This is a genomic window from Pseudomonas arsenicoxydans (assembly GCF_900103875.1).
Lineage (GTDB): Bacteria > Pseudomonadota > Gammaproteobacteria > Pseudomonadales > Pseudomonadaceae > Aquipseudomonas > Aquipseudomonas arsenicoxydans.
This window is the reverse complement of sequence record NZ_LT629705.1, coordinates 5,917,631-5,932,848: the sequence shown is the minus strand read 5'-3', so window position 1 is coordinate 5,932,848 and position 15,218 is coordinate 5,917,631. Positions and strand designations below refer to the sequence as shown.

At 57.4% G+C, this 15,218-nt stretch carries 16 protein-coding genes, 4 tRNA genes, 1 pseudogene and 1 riboswitch; of the genes and pseudogenes, 13 read left to right on the top strand and 8 right to left on the bottom strand.

All coding sequences use genetic code 11. From position 1 onward, the window contains the following. Positions 1-62 precede the first annotated feature (62 nt). Genes astB through astE form a run of 3 tightly spaced genes read left to right on the top strand, consistent with a single transcriptional unit; the run spans position 63 to position 2,739 of the window. Positions 63-1,409 carry an N-succinylarginine dihydrolase gene (gene astB / locus BLQ41_RS27820; protein WP_090187104.1) on the top strand — a complete coding sequence of 449 codons (1,347 nt, stop codon included), beginning with the start codon at positions 63-65 and terminating at the stop codon, positions 1,407-1,409. A 19-nt stretch (positions 1,410-1,428) separates the two neighbouring features. Then, positions 1,429-1,716: a hypothetical protein gene (locus BLQ41_RS27815; protein ID WP_033056735.1), complete on the top strand. Its 288-nt coding sequence runs from the start codon at positions 1,429-1,431 to the stop codon at positions 1,714-1,716. Positions 1,717-1,728: 12 nt separating this feature from the next. Then, complete coding sequence (astE, locus tag BLQ41_RS27810; protein ID WP_090187102.1) at positions 1,729-2,739, top strand: succinylglutamate desuccinylase; 1,011 nt, start codon at positions 1,729-1,731, stop codon at positions 2,737-2,739. Positions 2,740-2,906: 167 nt separating this feature from the next. On the opposite strand, the gene BLQ41_RS27805 is transcribed toward astE, so the two are convergent. Beyond that, positions 2,907-3,416, bottom strand: coding sequence for a 6,7-dimethyl-8-ribityllumazine synthase (locus BLQ41_RS27805; protein ID WP_090187099.1), 510 nt, complete (start codon positions 3,414-3,416; stop codon positions 2,907-2,909). 102 nt (positions 3,417-3,518) lie between these two features. Then, a riboswitch (FMN riboswitch) is annotated at positions 3,519-3,689 on the bottom strand. Beyond that, the gene (locus BLQ41_RS30590) at positions 3,649-3,831 is read right to left on the bottom strand and encodes a hypothetical protein (protein ID WP_157695049.1); all 183 of its coding nucleotides are present in this window, start codon (positions 3,829-3,831) and stop codon (positions 3,649-3,651) included. Its footprint overlaps the riboswitch before it by 41 nt. 56 nt (positions 3,832-3,887) lie before the next feature. On the opposite strand from BLQ41_RS30590, the gene ltaE reads away from it, so the two are divergent. The 7 genes from ltaE (at position 3,888) to BLQ41_RS27770 (ending at position 9,858) form a co-directional block, all read left to right on the top strand. After that, the gene (gene ltaE, locus BLQ41_RS27800) at positions 3,888-4,892 is read left to right on the top strand and encodes a low-specificity L-threonine aldolase (RefSeq protein WP_090187096.1); all 1,005 of its coding nucleotides are present in this window, start codon (positions 3,888-3,890) and stop codon (positions 4,890-4,892) included. 146 nt (positions 4,893-5,038) lie between these two features. Beyond that, positions 5,039-7,663, top strand: a complete 2,625-nt coding sequence (alaS, locus tag BLQ41_RS27795) for an alanine--tRNA ligase (protein ID WP_090187094.1) — start codon at positions 5,039-5,041, stop codon at positions 7,661-7,663. Between the two features lie 91 nt (positions 7,664-7,754). Then, the gene (locus BLQ41_RS27790; RefSeq protein ID WP_031319071.1) at positions 7,755-8,996 is read left to right on the top strand and encodes an aspartate kinase; all 1,242 of its coding nucleotides are present in this window, start codon (positions 7,755-7,757) and stop codon (positions 8,994-8,996) included. Between the two features lie 188 nt (positions 8,997-9,184). Further along, positions 9,185-9,373, top strand: a complete 189-nt coding sequence (gene csrA, locus BLQ41_RS27785; protein WP_002554426.1) for a carbon storage regulator CsrA — start codon at positions 9,185-9,187, stop codon at positions 9,371-9,373. 62 nt (positions 9,374-9,435) lie between these two features. Next, a tRNA-Ser gene (locus tag BLQ41_RS27780) sits at positions 9,436-9,526 on the top strand. A 107-nt stretch (positions 9,527-9,633) separates the two neighbouring features. Continuing rightward, positions 9,634-9,710, top strand: a tRNA-Arg gene (locus BLQ41_RS27775). Positions 9,711-9,781: 71 nt separating this feature from the next. Next, positions 9,782-9,858 (top strand) — tRNA-Arg (locus BLQ41_RS27770). Between the two features lie 19 nt (positions 9,859-9,877). Here BLQ41_RS27770 and BLQ41_RS27765 read toward each other — a convergent pair. Next, positions 9,878-10,396, bottom strand: a complete 519-nt coding sequence (locus tag BLQ41_RS27765) for a cell envelope protein SmpA (RefSeq protein WP_090187091.1) — start codon at positions 10,394-10,396, stop codon at positions 9,878-9,880. Positions 10,397-10,717: 321 nt separating this feature from the next. Between BLQ41_RS27765 and mgtE the strand changes: the two genes are divergently transcribed. Then, positions 10,718-12,160 (top strand): magnesium transporter, encoded by a 1,443-nt coding sequence (mgtE, locus tag BLQ41_RS27760; protein ID WP_090187089.1) that lies wholly within the window; start codon positions 10,718-10,720, stop codon positions 12,158-12,160. A gap of 102 nt (positions 12,161-12,262) precedes the next feature. Here the strand turns inward: mgtE and BLQ41_RS27755 are convergent, their stop codons facing one another. Beyond that, entirely contained in the window at positions 12,263-12,589 is a 327-nt protein-coding gene (locus BLQ41_RS27755) for an Arc family DNA-binding protein (protein WP_028620557.1), read from the bottom strand. Positions 12,590-12,975: 386 nt separating this feature from the next. On the opposite strand from BLQ41_RS27755, the gene phnN reads away from it, so the two are divergent. Beyond that, on the top strand, positions 12,976-13,548 hold the full coding sequence (gene phnN, locus BLQ41_RS27750; protein WP_090187086.1) for a phosphonate metabolism protein/1,5-bisphosphokinase (PRPP-forming) PhnN: 573 nt from the start codon (positions 12,976-12,978) through the stop codon (positions 13,546-13,548). Here phnN and BLQ41_RS27745 read toward each other — a convergent pair. Further along, complete coding sequence (locus BLQ41_RS27745) at positions 13,523-13,702, bottom strand: PA3371 family protein (RefSeq protein ID WP_090187083.1); 180 nt, start codon at positions 13,700-13,702, stop codon at positions 13,523-13,525. The genes phnN and BLQ41_RS27745 overlap by 26 nt on opposite strands. A 23-nt stretch (positions 13,703-13,725) precedes the next feature. Next, complete coding sequence (locus BLQ41_RS27740) at positions 13,726-13,959, bottom strand: hypothetical protein (RefSeq protein ID WP_090187081.1); 234 nt, start codon at positions 13,957-13,959, stop codon at positions 13,726-13,728. 291 nt (positions 13,960-14,250) lie between these two features. On the opposite strand from BLQ41_RS27740, the gene BLQ41_RS27735 reads away from it, so the two are divergent. Next, positions 14,251-14,327: transfer RNA gene (locus BLQ41_RS27735), tRNA-Arg, on the top strand. A gap of 136 nt (positions 14,328-14,463) precedes the next feature. Here BLQ41_RS27735 and BLQ41_RS31085 read toward each other — a convergent pair. After that, a pseudogene (locus BLQ41_RS31085) lies at positions 14,464-14,535 on the bottom strand (recombinase family protein); the annotation flags it as partial. 55 nt (positions 14,536-14,590) lie between these two features. Next, positions 14,591-15,208 (bottom strand): hypothetical protein, encoded by a 618-nt coding sequence (locus BLQ41_RS27730; protein WP_090187078.1) that lies wholly within the window; start codon positions 15,206-15,208, stop codon positions 14,591-14,593. Between the last annotated feature and the right edge of the window lie 10 nt (positions 15,209-15,218).

Below are 15,218 nucleotides of genomic sequence, written 5' to 3'. Positions count from 1 at the left end.
GACCCGGTCGCACTGAACAGTTACTGAAGCCTATAACAACAGATTCTCGTGGAGCCTCGCTGATGAAATCCTATGAAGTCAATTTTGACGGTCTAGTGGGGCCGACCCATAACTACGGCGGCCTGTCCTACGGCAACGTCGCGTCCCAGAGCAACAGCCAGCAATCTTCGAACCCGAAGGAAGCTGCGCTGCAAGGCCTGGCGAAGATGAAAGCGCTGATGGAAATGGGCTTTCAGCAAGGCGTTCTGGCACCGCAAGAACGCCCGGACGTCGCAGCGCTGCGCCGCTTGGGTTTCAGCGGCACCGACGCACAAGTGATCGAGCAGGCAGCGAAAGACGCGATGCCGTTGCTGGTCGCCAGTTGCTCAGCGTCGAGCATGTGGGTGGCCAACGCCGCCACGGTCAGCCCGAGTGCCGACACGGCCGACGGTCGCGTGCACTTCACCGCTGCCAACCTCAATTGCAAATACCACCGCAGCATCGAACACCCGACGACCAGCCGAGTGCTGGGCGCCATGTTCGCTGACCAGAAGCACTTCGCTCACCACGCCGCGTTGCCGGCCGTGGCGCAATTCGGTGATGAAGGCGCCGCCAACCACACGCGTTTCTGCCGTGAATACGGTGAAGCGGGCGTCGAGTTCTTCGTGTTTGGTCGCAGTGCGTTCGACACCCGTTACCCGGCTCCGCAGAAATACCCGGCGCGCCAGACCCTCGAAGCCTCGCAAGCGGTGGCTCGTCTGCATGGCCTGAGCGAGGGCGGTGTGGTTTACGCCCAGCAGAACCCTTCGGTGATCGATCAGGGCGTGTTCCACAACGACGTGATCGCGGTCGGTAACGGCGAAGTGCTGTTCTATCACGAGGACGCGTTCCTCGACACCGAGCAGATGCTCGCTGAGCTGCAAAGCAAACTGGCCAAGGTCGGCGGCAAATTTCAGTCAATCTGCGTGCCGCGTTCCGCCGTAACCGTCGAAGACGCCGTTCGTTCCTACCTGTTCAACAGCCAGCTGCTGACGCGTCCTGACGGTTCGATGCTGTTGATCGTGCCGGAAGAGTGCCGTGGCAATGAGCGTGTGTGGCAATACCTGCAAAGCTTGACCAGCTCCGGCGGCCTGATTCGCGAAGTGAAGGTTTTTGACCTGAAACAAAGCATGCAGAACGGCGGTGGCCCGGCTTGCCTGCGCTTGCGCGTCGCTTTGAATGAAACCGAACTGGCGGCCGTCAATCCAGGGGTTATCATGACGGCACCGTTGTACGGCACCCTGACCGAATGGGTCGACAAGCATTACCGCGACCGCATGACCGAAAACGATCTCGCGGACCCGCAATTACTGCTTGAATGCCGGACGGCACTGGATGAACTGACGCAAATCCTTAAACTGGGCGCGGTTTATCCATTCCAGATTAATTGAAAGTCGAGAGCGTAAAGACATGAGCGATACCCTGCAGCTGATCCTTGAAGACACCGACGGCACGCAACTGGAAACTTCCTGCACCCGCGTCGCGGTCATGTGGCAAGGCAAAGAGCTGTGGATCCAGCAAGATGGCCGCGGCCAGCTGCTGATCGGCGTGGACGTTGAAGAAGGTGATGCCGAATACGCTAACCTGCTGCTGCGCCCATTGGCGACTAATCTGGTAAGTCTGCAACTGGAAATGGAGCCGGCTGAAGTCGGTGACGAAGACCACGTGCACGGCCCGGATTGCGCACACGACCACTAAGGAAACCGCTCTATGCTCGCCCTCGGCAAACTGCTTGAACTGACGCTCGCCGGCCGCGAACCGGCGGAGAAGACTCAACTGACTGTCGAAGGCGTACGCATGCGCTGGTTGAGCGAAGGTGCGCTGGAAGTCCGGCCACCTGAAGCTCGCGACAATGGCCTGGACCTGCTGCTATCAGCCGGTATCCATGGCAATGAAACAGCGCCGATCGAGTTGCTCGATCGCCTGTTGCACGACATTGCCCGCGGCGATATCAAGCCGCGCGCCCGTATTCTGTTTCTGTTCGGTAACCCTGAAGCCATTCGCAAAGGCGAGCGTTTCATCGAGCAGGACGTCAATCGGCTGTTCAACGGCCGTCACGAACAAACCAGCGGTTCCGAAGCCCTGCGCGCGTGTGAGCTGGAGCGGTTGGCCGCAAGTTTCTTCAGCTTGCCGGACCGCAACCGTCTGCACTACGACCTGCACACGGCGATCCGTGGCTCGAAAATCGAGCAGTTCGCGTTGTACCCGTGGAAAGAAGGTCGCCAGCATTCACGCGTAGAGCTGGCTCGCCTGCGCGCCGCGGGCATGGAAGCGGTGTTGCTGCAGAACAAACCGTCCATCGTCTTCAGCTCCTACACCTACGACAAGCTCGGCGCCGAGTCTTTTACCCTTGAGTTGGGCAAGGCGCGGCCGTTCGGGCAGAACGAAGGGGTTAACGTCTCGCTGCTGGAAAAGCGTCTGCAACAGATTATCGAAGGCAACGAACCGCCGCTGGCTGATGACGACCTCAATGGTTTGCAGCTGTTTAGCGTGGCCCGGGAAATCATCAAGCACAGCGATAGCTTCCGCTTGAACCTGCCAGCAGACATTGAGAATTTTTCGGAATTGGATGTGGGTTACGTGCTGGCCGAAGACATCGCCCAGACCCGCTGGATTATCGAAGAGCAGGGCGCCCGGATCATCTTCCCGAACCCCAAGGTCAAGAACGGCCTGCGTGCCGGCATCCTGATCGTGCCCGCCACCGACGAAAACCTCGCCTGACGCTGATCTCAAGCTCGACAAAAGCACCCATGTGGGAGCGGGCTTGCCCGCGATAGCGGACTGTCAGTCAATAACTATGGTGACTGGCATACCGCCATCGCGGGCAAGCCCGCTCCCACAGGTGTTGAGTGAAGCCAGAGACCTCACTCATATCAGCGGTTCGATGTTTAGACAGCTACTGCGCGATGTTCCGTGCGACGCAACGCACGCATCTTGTGCAACGTATCCGCGCACGTCTTCGCCGCTTCCTGGCCTTTATGCACGAAATGCTCGAAGAAGAACTTCTGATGTTCTTCGCCGGCATGGAAGTGATGAGGGGTCAGCACCACTGAGAACACCGGCACTTCGGTTTCCAGCTGAACCTGCATCAGGCCGCTGATCACCGACTGGGCGACGAATTCGTGACGGTAGATGCCGCCATCAACCACCAGGCCCGCAGCGACGATGCCGGCGTAACGACCGGACTTGGCCAGCAACTTGGCGTGCAATGGAATTTCAAAGGCGCCGCCGACTTCGAAGAAATCGATGTCCGACTCCTGATAACCCTGCGCAATCATTTCGGTGACGAAGCCTTTACGGCTCTGATCGACAATTTCCTTGTGCCAGCAGGCCTGGATGAACGCAACGCGCTCGCCCTGATGGTTTTTGCTTTTGCTATCGATTGCGGTGGGTTGCATGTTCTGACTCCTGTTTATGTATAAAACAGGGCATATGAATCGAATGGGATTTAAGGGTACGCACGCTCGCACGAATGCCTGCGGACGGCCCTTTGGCGCCAATCCCGTTCTCTCTTCATCCGGACTATGACCGTCGGCCCCGGGATCACACCGGGTCTGCTGACCTTGTCGCCAGCACAGCCATTGCCGTGTCAGTCGCCAAGCGCTCGCGGGCTATGCGCGTTGCGCGCAATTACCGCCGGTGGGGAGTTGCACCCCGCCCTGAGAACGTTTTTGCCGCCAGATTGTTTGGCGGCGAAGCGTTTTTAACACATATTTGTGAGCCGCGCATCGCTGCTTTCTGATGATTGATATCGAGTTTTTCACTGATAAGGCGGGTCTTTTCCGCGCCCAAGGGTTGATTATTCATCGTCATGACCGCAGTACTTCCATCCTGAAAGGGATTTTCCCCTGCTTACCGAGGCCAGATTCATGAGCGTTATCGATCTTCGCAGCGACACCGTCACCCAACCGACCGCAGGGATGCTCGACGCGATGGCCGGCGCGGCCACCGGGGACGACGTTTATGGCGAGGATCCGACGGTCAATCGTCTGGAAGCGGAACTGGCAAAACGCCTGGGTTTCGCCGCGGCGCTGTTCGTGCCGACGGGCACCATGAGCAACCTGCTGGGCCTGATGGCTCACTGCGAGCGCGGCGATGAATACATCGTCGGCCAGCAAGCGCATACCTATAAATACGAAGGTGGCGGCGCGGCGGTGCTCGGTTCGATCCAGCCACAACCGCTGGAGGTGCAGGCCGACGGTTCGCTGGACCTGGCGCACGTGGCGGCGGCGATCAAGCCGGACGATTTCCACTTCGCCCGCACGCGCCTGCTGGCGCTGGAAAACACCATGCAAGGCAAAGTGTTGCCACTGGAGTATCTGGCGCGGGCCCGCAGCTTCACCCAGGAACATGGCCTAGCCTTGCACCTTGATGGTGCCCGGTTGTACAACGCGGCGGTCAAGCTAGGTGTTGATGCGCGTGAGATCACTCAGTATTTTGATTCGGTCTCGGTCTGCCTCTCCAAAGGCCTGGGCGCGCCGATTGGTTCGGTGCTGTGTGGTTCCACCGAGCTGATCGGCAAGGCACGGCGTCTGCGCAAGATGGTCGGTGGTGGCATGCGCCAGGCCGGCATTCTGGCGGCGGCGGGGCTGTACGCCCTGGACAATAATATCCAGCGTCTGGCCGATGACCATGCCAATGCTCAATTGTTGGCCGAGGGGCTGCGTGCGGCGGGTTACGAAGTCGAGCCGGTGCAGACCAACATGGTATATGTGCAGATGGGCGATAAGGCTGAGGCGATCAAGGCGTTTGCCGGCGAACGCGGCATCAAGCTGAGCGCCGCAGGTCGCTTGCGAATGGTCACGCACATGGACGTGAGCCGTGCTCAAATCGAGCAGGTCGTCGCGACATTCGTCGACTTTTCTCGCAACTGATCGCGTTAGCGGTCCAATTGACCGTTTCTATCGTATAAACACGCTGTACCCCGCGCGCTGGGCCGATATAATGCGGCCCTTTGCCGTCGCTTCGTCTGTTGACGTTTCGCACAGGCCTTTGGCCGCAGCCTCCGTGGAAGAACCTAATGAAAAGCGCAGAAATCCGTGAAGCCTTCCTTCGCTTCTTCGAAGAGCAAGGCCACACCCGTGTAGCCTCCAGCTCTTTGATTCCGGGCAACGACCCAACCCTGCTGTTCACTAACGCGGGGATGAACCAGTTCAAGGACTGCTTCCTGGGCCAGGAAAAGCGCGCGTACACCCGCGCCGTCTCCAGCCAGAAATGCGTGCGCGCCGGCGGCAAGCACAACGACCTGGAAAACGTCGGTTATACCGCTCGTCACCACACGTTCTTCGAAATGCTGGGTAACTTCAGCTTTGGTGATTACTTCAAGCGCGACGCGATCACCTACGCCTGGAACTTCCTGACCTCCGAAAAGTGGTTGAACCTGCCCAAGGAAAAGCTCTGGGTCACCGTTTACGCCAGCGATGACGAGGCGTACGACATCTGGACCAAGGAAATCGGTGTTCCGGCCGAGCGCATGGTTCGCATCGGCGACAACAAGGGCGCGCCTTACGCTTCCGACAACTTCTGGACCATGGGCGATACCGGCCCGTGCGGTCCTTGCACCGAGATTTTCTACGATCACGGCGCCGACATCTGGGGCGGCCCACCGGGCTCGCCGGAAGAAGACGGCGACCGTTACATCGAGATCTGGAACAACGTCTTCATGCAGTTCAACCGCACCGCCGATGGCGTGTTGCACCCGCTGCCAGCACCGTCGGTCGACACCGGCATGGGCCTGGAGCGGATCAGTGCCGTGCTGCAGCACGTTCACTCGAACTATGAAATCGACCTGTTCCAGAGCCTGCTGAGCGCATCGGCCAAGGCCATCGGTTGCACCAACGACAATCAGGCTTCCCTGAAAGTCGTCGCTGACCACATTCGTTCGTGCGGCTTCCTGATTGCCGACGGCGTGCTGCCGTCCAACGAGGGCCGTGGCTACGTGCTGCGCCGGATCATTCGTCGCGCCTGCCGTCACGGCAACAAACTGGGCGCCAAGGGCAGCTTCTTCTATCAGATCGTTGCAGCCCTCGTTGCCGAGATGGGCGAAGCGTTCCCTGAGCTGAAATCCCAGCAGGCGCACATCGAGCGCGTCCTGAAAGCCGAAGAAGAGCAATTCGCCAAGACCCTGGAGCAGGGCCTGAAAATCCTCGAGCAGGATCTGGCCGAGCTCAAAGGCGACGTGGTGCCGGGCGACGTGGTGTTCAAACTCTACGACACCTACGGTTTCCCGATGGACCTGACTGGCGACATCGCTCGCGAGCGCAGCCTGACCATCGACGAAGAAGGCTTCGAGCGCGAGATGGAAGCCCAGCGCGTCCGTGCCCGCTCCGCCAGTTCCTTCGGCATGGACTACAACAGCCTGGTCAAGGTTGATGTGGCCACCGAATTCACCGGCTATGAAGCGACTAAAGGTTCGGCGAAAGTCGTTGGTCTCTATAAAGATGGCCAGTCGGTCGACGTACTCAGCGAAGGCGAAGAGGGCGTGGTCGTACTGAACCAGACGCCGTTCTACGCTGAATCCGGCGGTCAGATTGGCGACTGCGGTTACCTTCAGGTCGGCGATGCACGCTTCGACGTACGCGATACCACCAAAACCGGTGGTGCCTTCTTGCATCACGGCGTGCTGGCTTCGGGTAGCCTGACCATTGGTGCGCCGGTAGAGACTCATGTTGATGCCGAAGTGCGTCACGCTACGTCGTTGAACCACTCGGCGACTCACTTGCTGCACGCCGCACTGCGCCAGGTGCTGGGCGATCACGTCCAGCAGAAAGGCTCGTTGGTCGACAGTCAGCGCCTGCGCTTTGACTTCAGCCACTTCGAAGCCATCAAGCCAGAGCAGCTGAAGGCGCTGGAAGACATCGTCAACGCCGAGATTCGCAAGAACTCCGAAGTTGAAACCGAAGAAACCGACATCGAAACCGCCAAGAAAAAAGGCGCCATGGCGCTGTTTGGCGAGAAGTACGGCGACAACGTGCGCGTACTGAGCATGGGCGGCGATTTCTCCGTTGAACTGTGCGGCGGTATCCACGCCAACCGTACCGGCGACATCGGCCTGCTGAAAATCATCAGCGAAGGCGGTGTAGCCTCTGGCGTGCGTCGTATCGAAGCGGTCACCGGTGCTGCGGCATTGGCATACTTGAACGCTGCGGAAGAACAACTCAAGGAAGCGGCTAACCTGGTCAAGGGCAGCCGCGACAACCTGATCGACAAGCTGTCGGCTGTGCTGGAGCGCAACCGTCTGCTGGAGAAGCAACTCGAGCAGTTGCAGGCCAAGGCTGCCAGCGCGGCGGGCGACGATCTGTCGGCTTCCGCTCTGGACGTCAAAGGCGTGAAAGTGCTGGCCGTGCGTCTGGACGGTCAGGACGGCAAGGCGCTGCTGGCGCTGGTCGATCAACTGAAAAACAAACTCGGCCGCGCAGTGATCCTGCTCGGCAGTGTCCATGAGGAAAAGGTCGTTCTGGTTGCAGGCGTAACCAAAGACCTGACTGGCCAACTCAAAGCCGGTGATTTGATGAAGCAAGCCGCTGCGGCAGTGGGCGGGAAGGGCGGTGGTCGTCCAGATATGGCGCAGGGCGGTGGTACTGACGCTGGCGCACTGGATGCCGCATTGGCCCTGACCGTTCCATTTGTAGAGCAGGGTTTATAAGGCAGTGTGTCCGGCCCGCAGTCTAGTGGCGGGCCGCAACGCTGTTTGAGTGATTATTTGGGCGCCCTTCATGGGCTGAGGCGGCTTTGAAATGGCTTTGATCGTACAGAAATTTGGAGGCACCTCAGTCGGTACTGTCGAGAGAATCGAGCAGGTCGCCGACAAGGTTAAGAAATTCCGCGATGCCGGCGATGACCTGGTGGTTGTGCTGTCTGCAATGAGCGGCGAAACCAACCGTCTGATCGATCTGGCCAAGCAAATCAGTGGCGACGGCCAACCGGTTCCGCGCGAGCTGGACGTGATCGTTTCCACCGGTGAGCAGGTGACGATTGCGCTGTTGGCAATGGCGCTGATCAAGCGCGGCGTGCCAGCGGTGTCGTACACCGGCAATCAGGTGCGGATTCTGACGGACAGCGCGCACAATAAAGCGCGTATCTTGCAGATTGATGACCAGAAGATTCGCGGTGATCTGAAGGCGGGTCGTGTAGTGGTTGTCGCCGGGTTCCAAGGCGTCGACGAGCACGGCAACATCACCACCCTCGGTCGTGGCGGTTCCGACACCACCGGCGTGGCGCTGGCGGCAGCCTTGAAGGCTGACGAATGCCAGATCTACACCGACGTCGATGGCGTCTACACCACCGATCCGCGTGTTGTCTCCGTGGCTCAGCGCCTGGACAAGATCACCTTTGAAGAGATGCTGGAAATGGCCAGTCTCGGTTCCAAGGTGTTGCAGATCCGTGCGGTGGAATTCGCCGGCAAGTACAACGTTCCGCTGCGCGTACTGCACAGCTTCAAGGAGGGTCCGGGCACCCTCATTACTATTGATGAAGAGGAAACCATGGAACAGCCGATCATTTCCGGCATCGCTTTCAACCGCGATGAAGCCAAGCTGACCATCCGTGGCGTGCCAGACACCCCAGGCGTGGCGTTCAAGATTCTCGGCCCGATCAGTGCCGCGAACATCGAAGTCGACATGATCGTGCAGAACGTTGCGCACGATAACACCACCGACTTCACCTTCACCGTGCACCGCAATGACTTCCAGGCCGCACAGACCGTGCTGGAAAACACCGCTCGCGAGATCGGTGCCCGTGAAGTGGTTGGCGACATCAAGATCGCCAAGGTCTCGATCGTCGGCGTCGGCATGCGTTCCCACGCAGGCGTGGCCAGCCGCATGTTCGAATCCCTGGCAAAAGAAAGCATCAACATCCAGATGATCTCGACCTCGGAAATCAAGGTTTCCGTGGTGATCGAAGAGAAGTACCTGGAACTGGCTGTGCGCGCTCTGCACACAGCTTTCGAACTGGACGCGCCGGCCCGACAGGGCGAGTGATGCGTTCGCCAAAGGGCGCGGTCTGACCGCGCCCTTTGTCATTTTTGAATAGCGCGACCCAGGAACTGTTCTTTTGCTCGCGCTGGTCAATACTCAGGCATGTAGGGCTGCGATCGTTCAGGTTGTAGGTCGAGTGCCTTTTTTTTGCAGACTGTTGTCCCTGAAATGAAATGCGTGAGGAGAAAGGTATGCTGATTCTGACTCGTCGGTGCGCAGAAAGCCTGATTATTGGTGATGGCGAAATCACCGTGACCGTGCTCGGCGTTAAAGGAAATCAAGTGCGTATCGGTGTCAACGCCCCGAAAGAGGTTGCGGTCCACCGTGAGGAAATTTACCTGCGTATAAAGAAAGAGAAGGACGAAGAACCAAGCCATTAATTTTTATCGTTTTTTATGTTTGCAAACGGGGAAGAAGCTGGTTAATATACGCCCCGTGTTGCGGAGAGCTGGCCGAGTGGCCGAAGGCGCTCCCCTGCTAAGGGAGTACACCTCAAAAGGGTGTCGGGGGTTCGAATCCCCCGTTCTCCGCCATTATTTGCGTAGTACGTTGTAATCTAGCTTTTTCGGTAAGTGTTTGAAATTACTAGAAAAAGTGCTTTACATAGAGATTAAACGGCCTATAATGCGCGGCAACAAATGCACTCGTAGCTCAGCTGGATAGAGTACTCGGCTACGAACCGAGCGGTCACAGGTTCGAATCCTGTCGAGTGCACCATTTAAGAGTCAGTTGCAGTAATGTGAATGACTTGGCTTCAACCAGTTGTGATCTGGTCTAAAAACACAAATGCACTCGTAGCTCAGCTGGATAGAGTACTCGGCTACGAACCGAGCGGTCACAGGTTCGAATCCTGTCGAGTGCACCAAACACCAAAAAGCCCGCGTTTAACGCGGGCTTTTTGCCGTCTGGGATTTGGCTTTTCCTTTGGTGCATCCTTTCTCGTCGAACTCCACGTTTGCGCTACGACCTCGCTTGGTGTCGTAGCGGTAGCTCGTGGCTGAATTGCGAACGCTGACCTTGTCGGGCTTGCCAAGGGCGCTCTCGACGTCCTGCTGGCTCATGCCGGCGATGACTCGTTGGTTGATGATCGCTTCGCGTCGCTCCCTGGCGCTGATCAGGTTTCCACATTTATCCTCGGTCTTGCCGACAATGGTCGGTTCTCTTCTTTTTACTTTCGTGTCAGTTTTTTCGCGATTGTCGGCTTCCGGCATGAGCGCCACTGTGCTGCTTGGGGGAAGTGCGCGGACATCCTGCAACGAGAAATTTTCTCCGGCAGTACAGCTCAAGGTGGTGAACGTAATGCTTCCGTCATCGGCTTCGCAGCGGTGAATGGTCTGTGCGTGCAGGCAGGGTGGCAGGCAGAACAGGATGGTCAGAAAAAAATAATGTGAATGAGATGGCATTTGGCGTCCTCCATGACGGTCCAAGCCCAAGGGTAGTCGCTACATTTTTCAGCGGTGGTGTGTTTTCTTTTCAGAATGAGTCGTCGCAATTTGATAGATCAGGACTGCACTCAGCTTTGTCTTGCAACCGCTTGTTTCAGCCACGATTTTTTAACGTTTAAAACCGTCGGGCGGTGTATCATTGCGCCCGTCAGCCCCGCCGGGGCTTGTGGAATACCTCCATGGACTTACCCAGTAGTTACTCAGTATCCCGTTTTTCCAATCATGAATTGACTGATTGATCCTTCCGGCGTGCCCCGCTGCTGGGAGTGGAGTTCGCCTATGTCCGATGTTGAAGTAAAGAAAACACAAGAAAGCTTGCAGGACCGCCTCGCTCAAGTCATTGAGCTGCTGCAGCGCCAGCGGGTGGTCGAAGACCTGACTCATCGCCAGGAAGGTCCGCATCACGACCGGGTCGAGAACCTGGTTCACCGGCAAAACCTCGTCGAGCTGCAGCGCAAGCTCGATGATCTGCACTCCGCCGACGTTGCCTACATCCTCGAAGCCTTGCCGCTGGACGACCGTCTGACGCTCTGGCAACTGGTCAAGGCTGATCGCGACGGCGACATTCTCCTCGAAGTATCCGACTCGGTTCGTGAAACCCTGATCGCCGACATGGACGATCACGAGCTCCTGGCTGCGGCCAAGGACATGGACGCCGATGAACTCGCTGACCTGGCCTCCGAGCTGCCGCGAGACGTCGTCCACGAGCTGATGGAAACCCTCGACACTCAACAACGTGAGCGCGTGCGCTCCGCGTTGTCCTATGACGAGGAGCAAGTCGGTGCGCTGATGGACTTCGAGATGGTGACCATCCGTGAGGACGTCAGTCTCGAAGTGGTTTTGCGTTACCTGCGTCGTCTCAAGGAATTGCCTGGCCACACCGACAAATTGTTTGTGGTCGACAACGACGGTGTGCTCAAGGGCGTGCTGCCGATCAAGCGTTTGCTGGTCAACGATCCGGAAAAACAGGTGTCGGAAGTCATGGCCAGCGACCCGGTGAGTTTTCACCCGGACGAGGACGCTTACGACGCAGCTCAGGCATTCGAACGTTACGACTTGATCTCGGCCCCCGTGGTCGACAAGAACGGCAAGCTGATCGGCCGTCTGACCATCGATGAAATGGTCGACCTGATTCGTGAAGAGAGCGAAAACGAAGTTCTCAACATGGCGGGTCTGCGCGAAGAAGAAGACATCTTTGCTTCGGTCTGGAAATCCCTGCGCAACCGTTGGGCCTGGTTGGCGGTAAACCTGATCACCGCGTTTATCGCCTCCCGGGTGATCGGTCTGTTCGAAGGCTCCATCGAGAAGCTGGTGGCGCTGGCGGCATTGATGCCCATCGTGGCGGGTATCGGGGGCAACTCGGGCAACCAGACCATCACCATGATCGTTCGGGCCATGGCGCTGGATCAGGTGAGCACCGGCAACACCTCGCGCCTGATGCGCAAAGAGTTGGCCGTTGGTTTGATCAACGGGCTGGTGTGGGGCGGCGTGATTGGTATCGTCGCCTATCTGCTGTATGGCAGTTGGTCCCTGGGGGTAGTGATGACTGCCGCCATGACGCTTAACCTGTTGCTGGCGGCGTTGGCGGGGGTGTTGATACCGATGACGCTGGCGCGGCTTGGGCGCGATCCTGCGATGGGGGCCAGTGTGATGATCACTGCCATGACCGACAGTGGCGGCTTCTTCATCTTCCTGGGGCTGGCGACAATATTCCTGCTTTGAGTTGAGTGCCCATTAAAAACCCGCCAATCGGCGGGTTTTTTGTGGCCGAATTTCAGGCAAAAAAAAGCCAGCAATTACGCTGGCTTGAGCTTTCGGGTTGAATCAGGAAGCGTCTGCGGCCAATTCGGCATCATGCGCAATCAGCGAAACAAGAGCGTTTTGCTGGCGGTGGGAGAGCTGGCGGAAACGTTGCAGCAGTTCGCGTTCGTGCAATGACAGCTCCGGGCTGTCCAGGCGCATGCTTAATTCTTCGCCCAGTGCGCCTTCCTGAATAAGACTCTGCTCAAGGCGCGCAATGATTTCGGAATTCATGCTGCGATGATGATTGCGAGCCACCTCGGCAATGCGTTCACGCATTCCGTCTGGCAGACGTACGACGAACTTGTCAGCCGTACGGCTGGAATAAATTGCCTGTTTCAATGGGCGCATATATTTAACCGGTTAGTTCAGGGGAGCGGTTCTCGGGATTGGCCGCAGGATGTCAAATAGGACAAGCACTATGGCCAAATGTTCAACCTGAATTGATAGAGGCTCGCATCATGCCTCAAGGAAGCCAGATCATTGGCGTCAATTCTGTGACAAATATTGAACTGGATAAAGGCGTTATGCCAGCACCAATTATCAGAAATGCGGACTGGTTTGAAAAGTTTGCTCCAGTGCCATTTCGCTGATCGCGTCCTTTGCCCGACAGGTGGTGTCCAAAAACGCCTGAGGGTGCATGCTATGCGGATTCGATCCGTGGTCCTTACCTTATACAGGATAGTGGCAAATGGCCGATTTACTAGTGGCGCATGCTCACAGAGGTATGATTCAGGATGGATGGCAGGCTGATTTATTTGATGGGGCCCTCCGGCTCAGGTAAGGACAGCCTCATAGAAGCGGCGCGAAAACCCCTTCAGTCGATTGACTGCGAGGTGGTACGTCGGGTTATCACGCGTTCCGCCGAGTCCGTGGGCGAGGATGCCATTGGTGTCAGCCATGAGGCGTTCGAACGGCGTCGGCAGGCGGGTGAGTTCGCACTGTCATGGAACGCCAATGGGCTCGATTACGGTATTCCGATCCAGATCGATCACTGGCTCAAGGAGGGTCGGCAGGTATTGGTCAACGGGTCTCGAGGTCATTTGGCCGAGGCACTGCAGCGCTATCCCACGCTGCTGCCAGTTTTGTTGACGGTCAAGGAAGAGGTATTGCGCGAGCGACTGCTACGGCGTAATCGTGAGAGTCTTGCGCAAATTGAAGAGAGGTTGCGCCGTAACGCGCTGTTTACGGCAAGCGATTCAGTCGGTGATGTGCAAATTTATCAACTCGACAACTCTGGCGAGCTGGCCATCACCGTTCAAAACCTTCTGAAGTTCATTGCGCTCAGCGTAGAACCGGATCGAACTTGAATTTGCGGCCGGCAATCAGCGCCAGCACGAACAGCCCGCTAAAAACGCCGCAGGCAATCAGGGGCAGGGTAACAACCGCGTCCTGAATCAATGACAGATGAAGAATGCCGCTCAGTAAGGCAAGGATCAGAAATCCTGCGGCTGATTTGGACATGCTGTGCTCCTGATAGGGGTAAATCAAAATACCAAGCGTTCGGAAGACTGTGTTTCTGGCGGATCGTATTGCTGGCTTACGTCTTGGCCGACAAAGACGCGCTGATCGCTCATGACGGCCAATTGCGGGGCTTTTTGCAGCTGAAGGTAATGAGGCGTGCGTTGGGCGACCTGAACAGCACCGTTCTCGGGGGCAAAATGGAATCCCAACAGAATGGCCAGGGCGATCGCATTCGAGAGTAAAAGGGCGCGGTTCATGAGGCTGACCTCCGTTGTTCTTGAGAACAGCTAAAGCAGCCCGCGTGCCAACAGTCTAACGGCTATTAAATCCTTTAAAAACAAGCAATTAAGTTAATGTTGCGTAAGCCGGTCATTGCAAATTGCAATGATGGCATTTTGAAAGGATGCAATTTGCACGGTAAACAAAAGCTACGATGTCGAGGGCCGTCTGCCTACACTTAAAAAGCCCAAGGACGACATGACAAACGCAGGCCTGCCCGTTAACATGCTCGCCGTCTATCGCACCGCATTGTCTGCGGGGCGACTTGTGTCTCAGTAGCTCAATTGGATAGAGCATCCCCCTCCTAAGGGGAAGGTTGGCAGTTCGAACCTGCCCTGGGACACCATATAATCCGGGTCTTTCAAGTCATTCTCCTGACAGTCTGAATTCCACGTGACAGCAGGGTGGCAGCAGTAGGCCAAAAAAAAGCCCCGCCCGAACACTGCCCGGGCGGGGCTTTTTTCATTCTTCACTCGGCCCGTTGCCAAGTCTCTGATCCGGAGCACAGTGGTTGTCGAGCAATTGGCGTGTCGAGCTGTTGCGCGAATCCCTATCGTCCATTGCCCGGTACAGTGATCGGCGCATTTTTCCAACCAGTGACGCGTCACACTATAGCGGCCAAGCTTCCCCAGCGTTACGCACCACCCTCAGCTTGGGCCGCCGTTGCTGGGCTAGCTCTAACTTGGCGGCCTCCAGTAGATCGGGACGATTGTCATAGGCGTTCATTACGATGGGGACAAAGGCGTGCAAGAGTGGGCCGCCGTCGTCAAATTCTTCGCGCTTTCGCCCGGCGCTTTCCTCCAGGTTGAGAGTCATCGTCAGGTTATAGATGCTCGCATCCCCATCCTGTCGCGCCTGCTCACGGTGTACCGAACTGACGCTTAGCACGTCACACAGCCGGTCGAAGCCCAGGGCATCGGCCAGACCTTCCACGTCCACTAGCAGCGACATACCAAAACCGATTAGCTCGCTCCGCGCCTCACTGCGCTCAGCCTCTCGGTGTTCCTCCGCTCGGCGCTCTAGACCTGCTATGGCCTTTCGGGTAAATGGCAGAAATGCTTCCAGCTTGGCGGCTTCGCGGAGAATGGCGCGGCGCTCAATCTGGATTGAGTCGAGGCGCCGAACAAATACGCGACAGATGCGCCTGGCGGTGATGAGTTTCGTGGTAGCGCTGGCATTCGGCTTAGCAGCGATATTGCGCAGGGTGCTGATGAGGTTCGACGACATTCGCGGTTCC

What these genes read in the sequence shown, in the direction of transcription:
- astB (WP_090187104.1), top strand. Translation starts at nt 63, where the DNA reads ATGAAATCCTATGAAGTCAATTTTGACGGTCTAGTGGGGCCGACCCAT.
- BLQ41_RS27815 (WP_033056735.1), top strand. Translation starts at nt 1,429, where the DNA reads ATGAGCGATACCCTGCAGCTGATCCTTGAAGACACCGACGGCACGCAA.
- astE (WP_090187102.1), top strand. Translation starts at nt 1,729, where the DNA reads ATGCTCGCCCTCGGCAAACTGCTTGAACTGACGCTCGCCGGCCGCGAA.
- BLQ41_RS27805 (WP_090187099.1), bottom strand. Translation starts at nt 3,416, where the DNA reads ATGCAACCCACCGCAATCGATAGCAAAAGCAAAAACCATCAGGGCGAG.
- BLQ41_RS30590 (WP_157695049.1), bottom strand. Translation starts at nt 3,831, where the DNA reads ATGACGATGAATAATCAACCCTTGGGCGCGGAAAAGACCCGCCTTATC.
- ltaE (WP_090187096.1), top strand. Translation starts at nt 3,888, where the DNA reads ATGAGCGTTATCGATCTTCGCAGCGACACCGTCACCCAACCGACCGCA.
- alaS (WP_090187094.1), top strand. Translation starts at nt 5,039, where the DNA reads ATGAAAAGCGCAGAAATCCGTGAAGCCTTCCTTCGCTTCTTCGAAGAG.
- BLQ41_RS27790 (WP_031319071.1), top strand. Translation starts at nt 7,755, where the DNA reads ATGGCTTTGATCGTACAGAAATTTGGAGGCACCTCAGTCGGTACTGTC.
- csrA (WP_002554426.1), top strand. Translation starts at nt 9,185, where the DNA reads ATGCTGATTCTGACTCGTCGGTGCGCAGAAAGCCTGATTATTGGTGAT.
- BLQ41_RS27765 (WP_090187091.1), bottom strand. Translation starts at nt 10,396, where the DNA reads ATGCCATCTCATTCACATTATTTTTTTCTGACCATCCTGTTCTGCCTG.
- mgtE (WP_090187089.1), top strand. Translation starts at nt 10,718, where the DNA reads ATGTCCGATGTTGAAGTAAAGAAAACACAAGAAAGCTTGCAGGACCGC.
- BLQ41_RS27755 (WP_028620557.1), bottom strand. Translation starts at nt 12,589, where the DNA reads ATGCGCCCATTGAAACAGGCAATTTATTCCAGCCGTACGGCTGACAAG.
- phnN (WP_090187086.1), top strand. Translation starts at nt 12,976, where the DNA reads ATGGATGGCAGGCTGATTTATTTGATGGGGCCCTCCGGCTCAGGTAAG.
- BLQ41_RS27745 (WP_090187083.1), bottom strand. Translation starts at nt 13,702, where the DNA reads ATGTCCAAATCAGCCGCAGGATTTCTGATCCTTGCCTTACTGAGCGGC.
- BLQ41_RS27740 (WP_090187081.1), bottom strand. Translation starts at nt 13,959, where the DNA reads ATGAACCGCGCCCTTTTACTCTCGAATGCGATCGCCCTGGCCATTCTG.
- BLQ41_RS27730 (WP_090187078.1), bottom strand. Translation starts at nt 15,208, where the DNA reads ATGTCGTCGAACCTCATCAGCACCCTGCGCAATATCGCTGCTAAGCCG.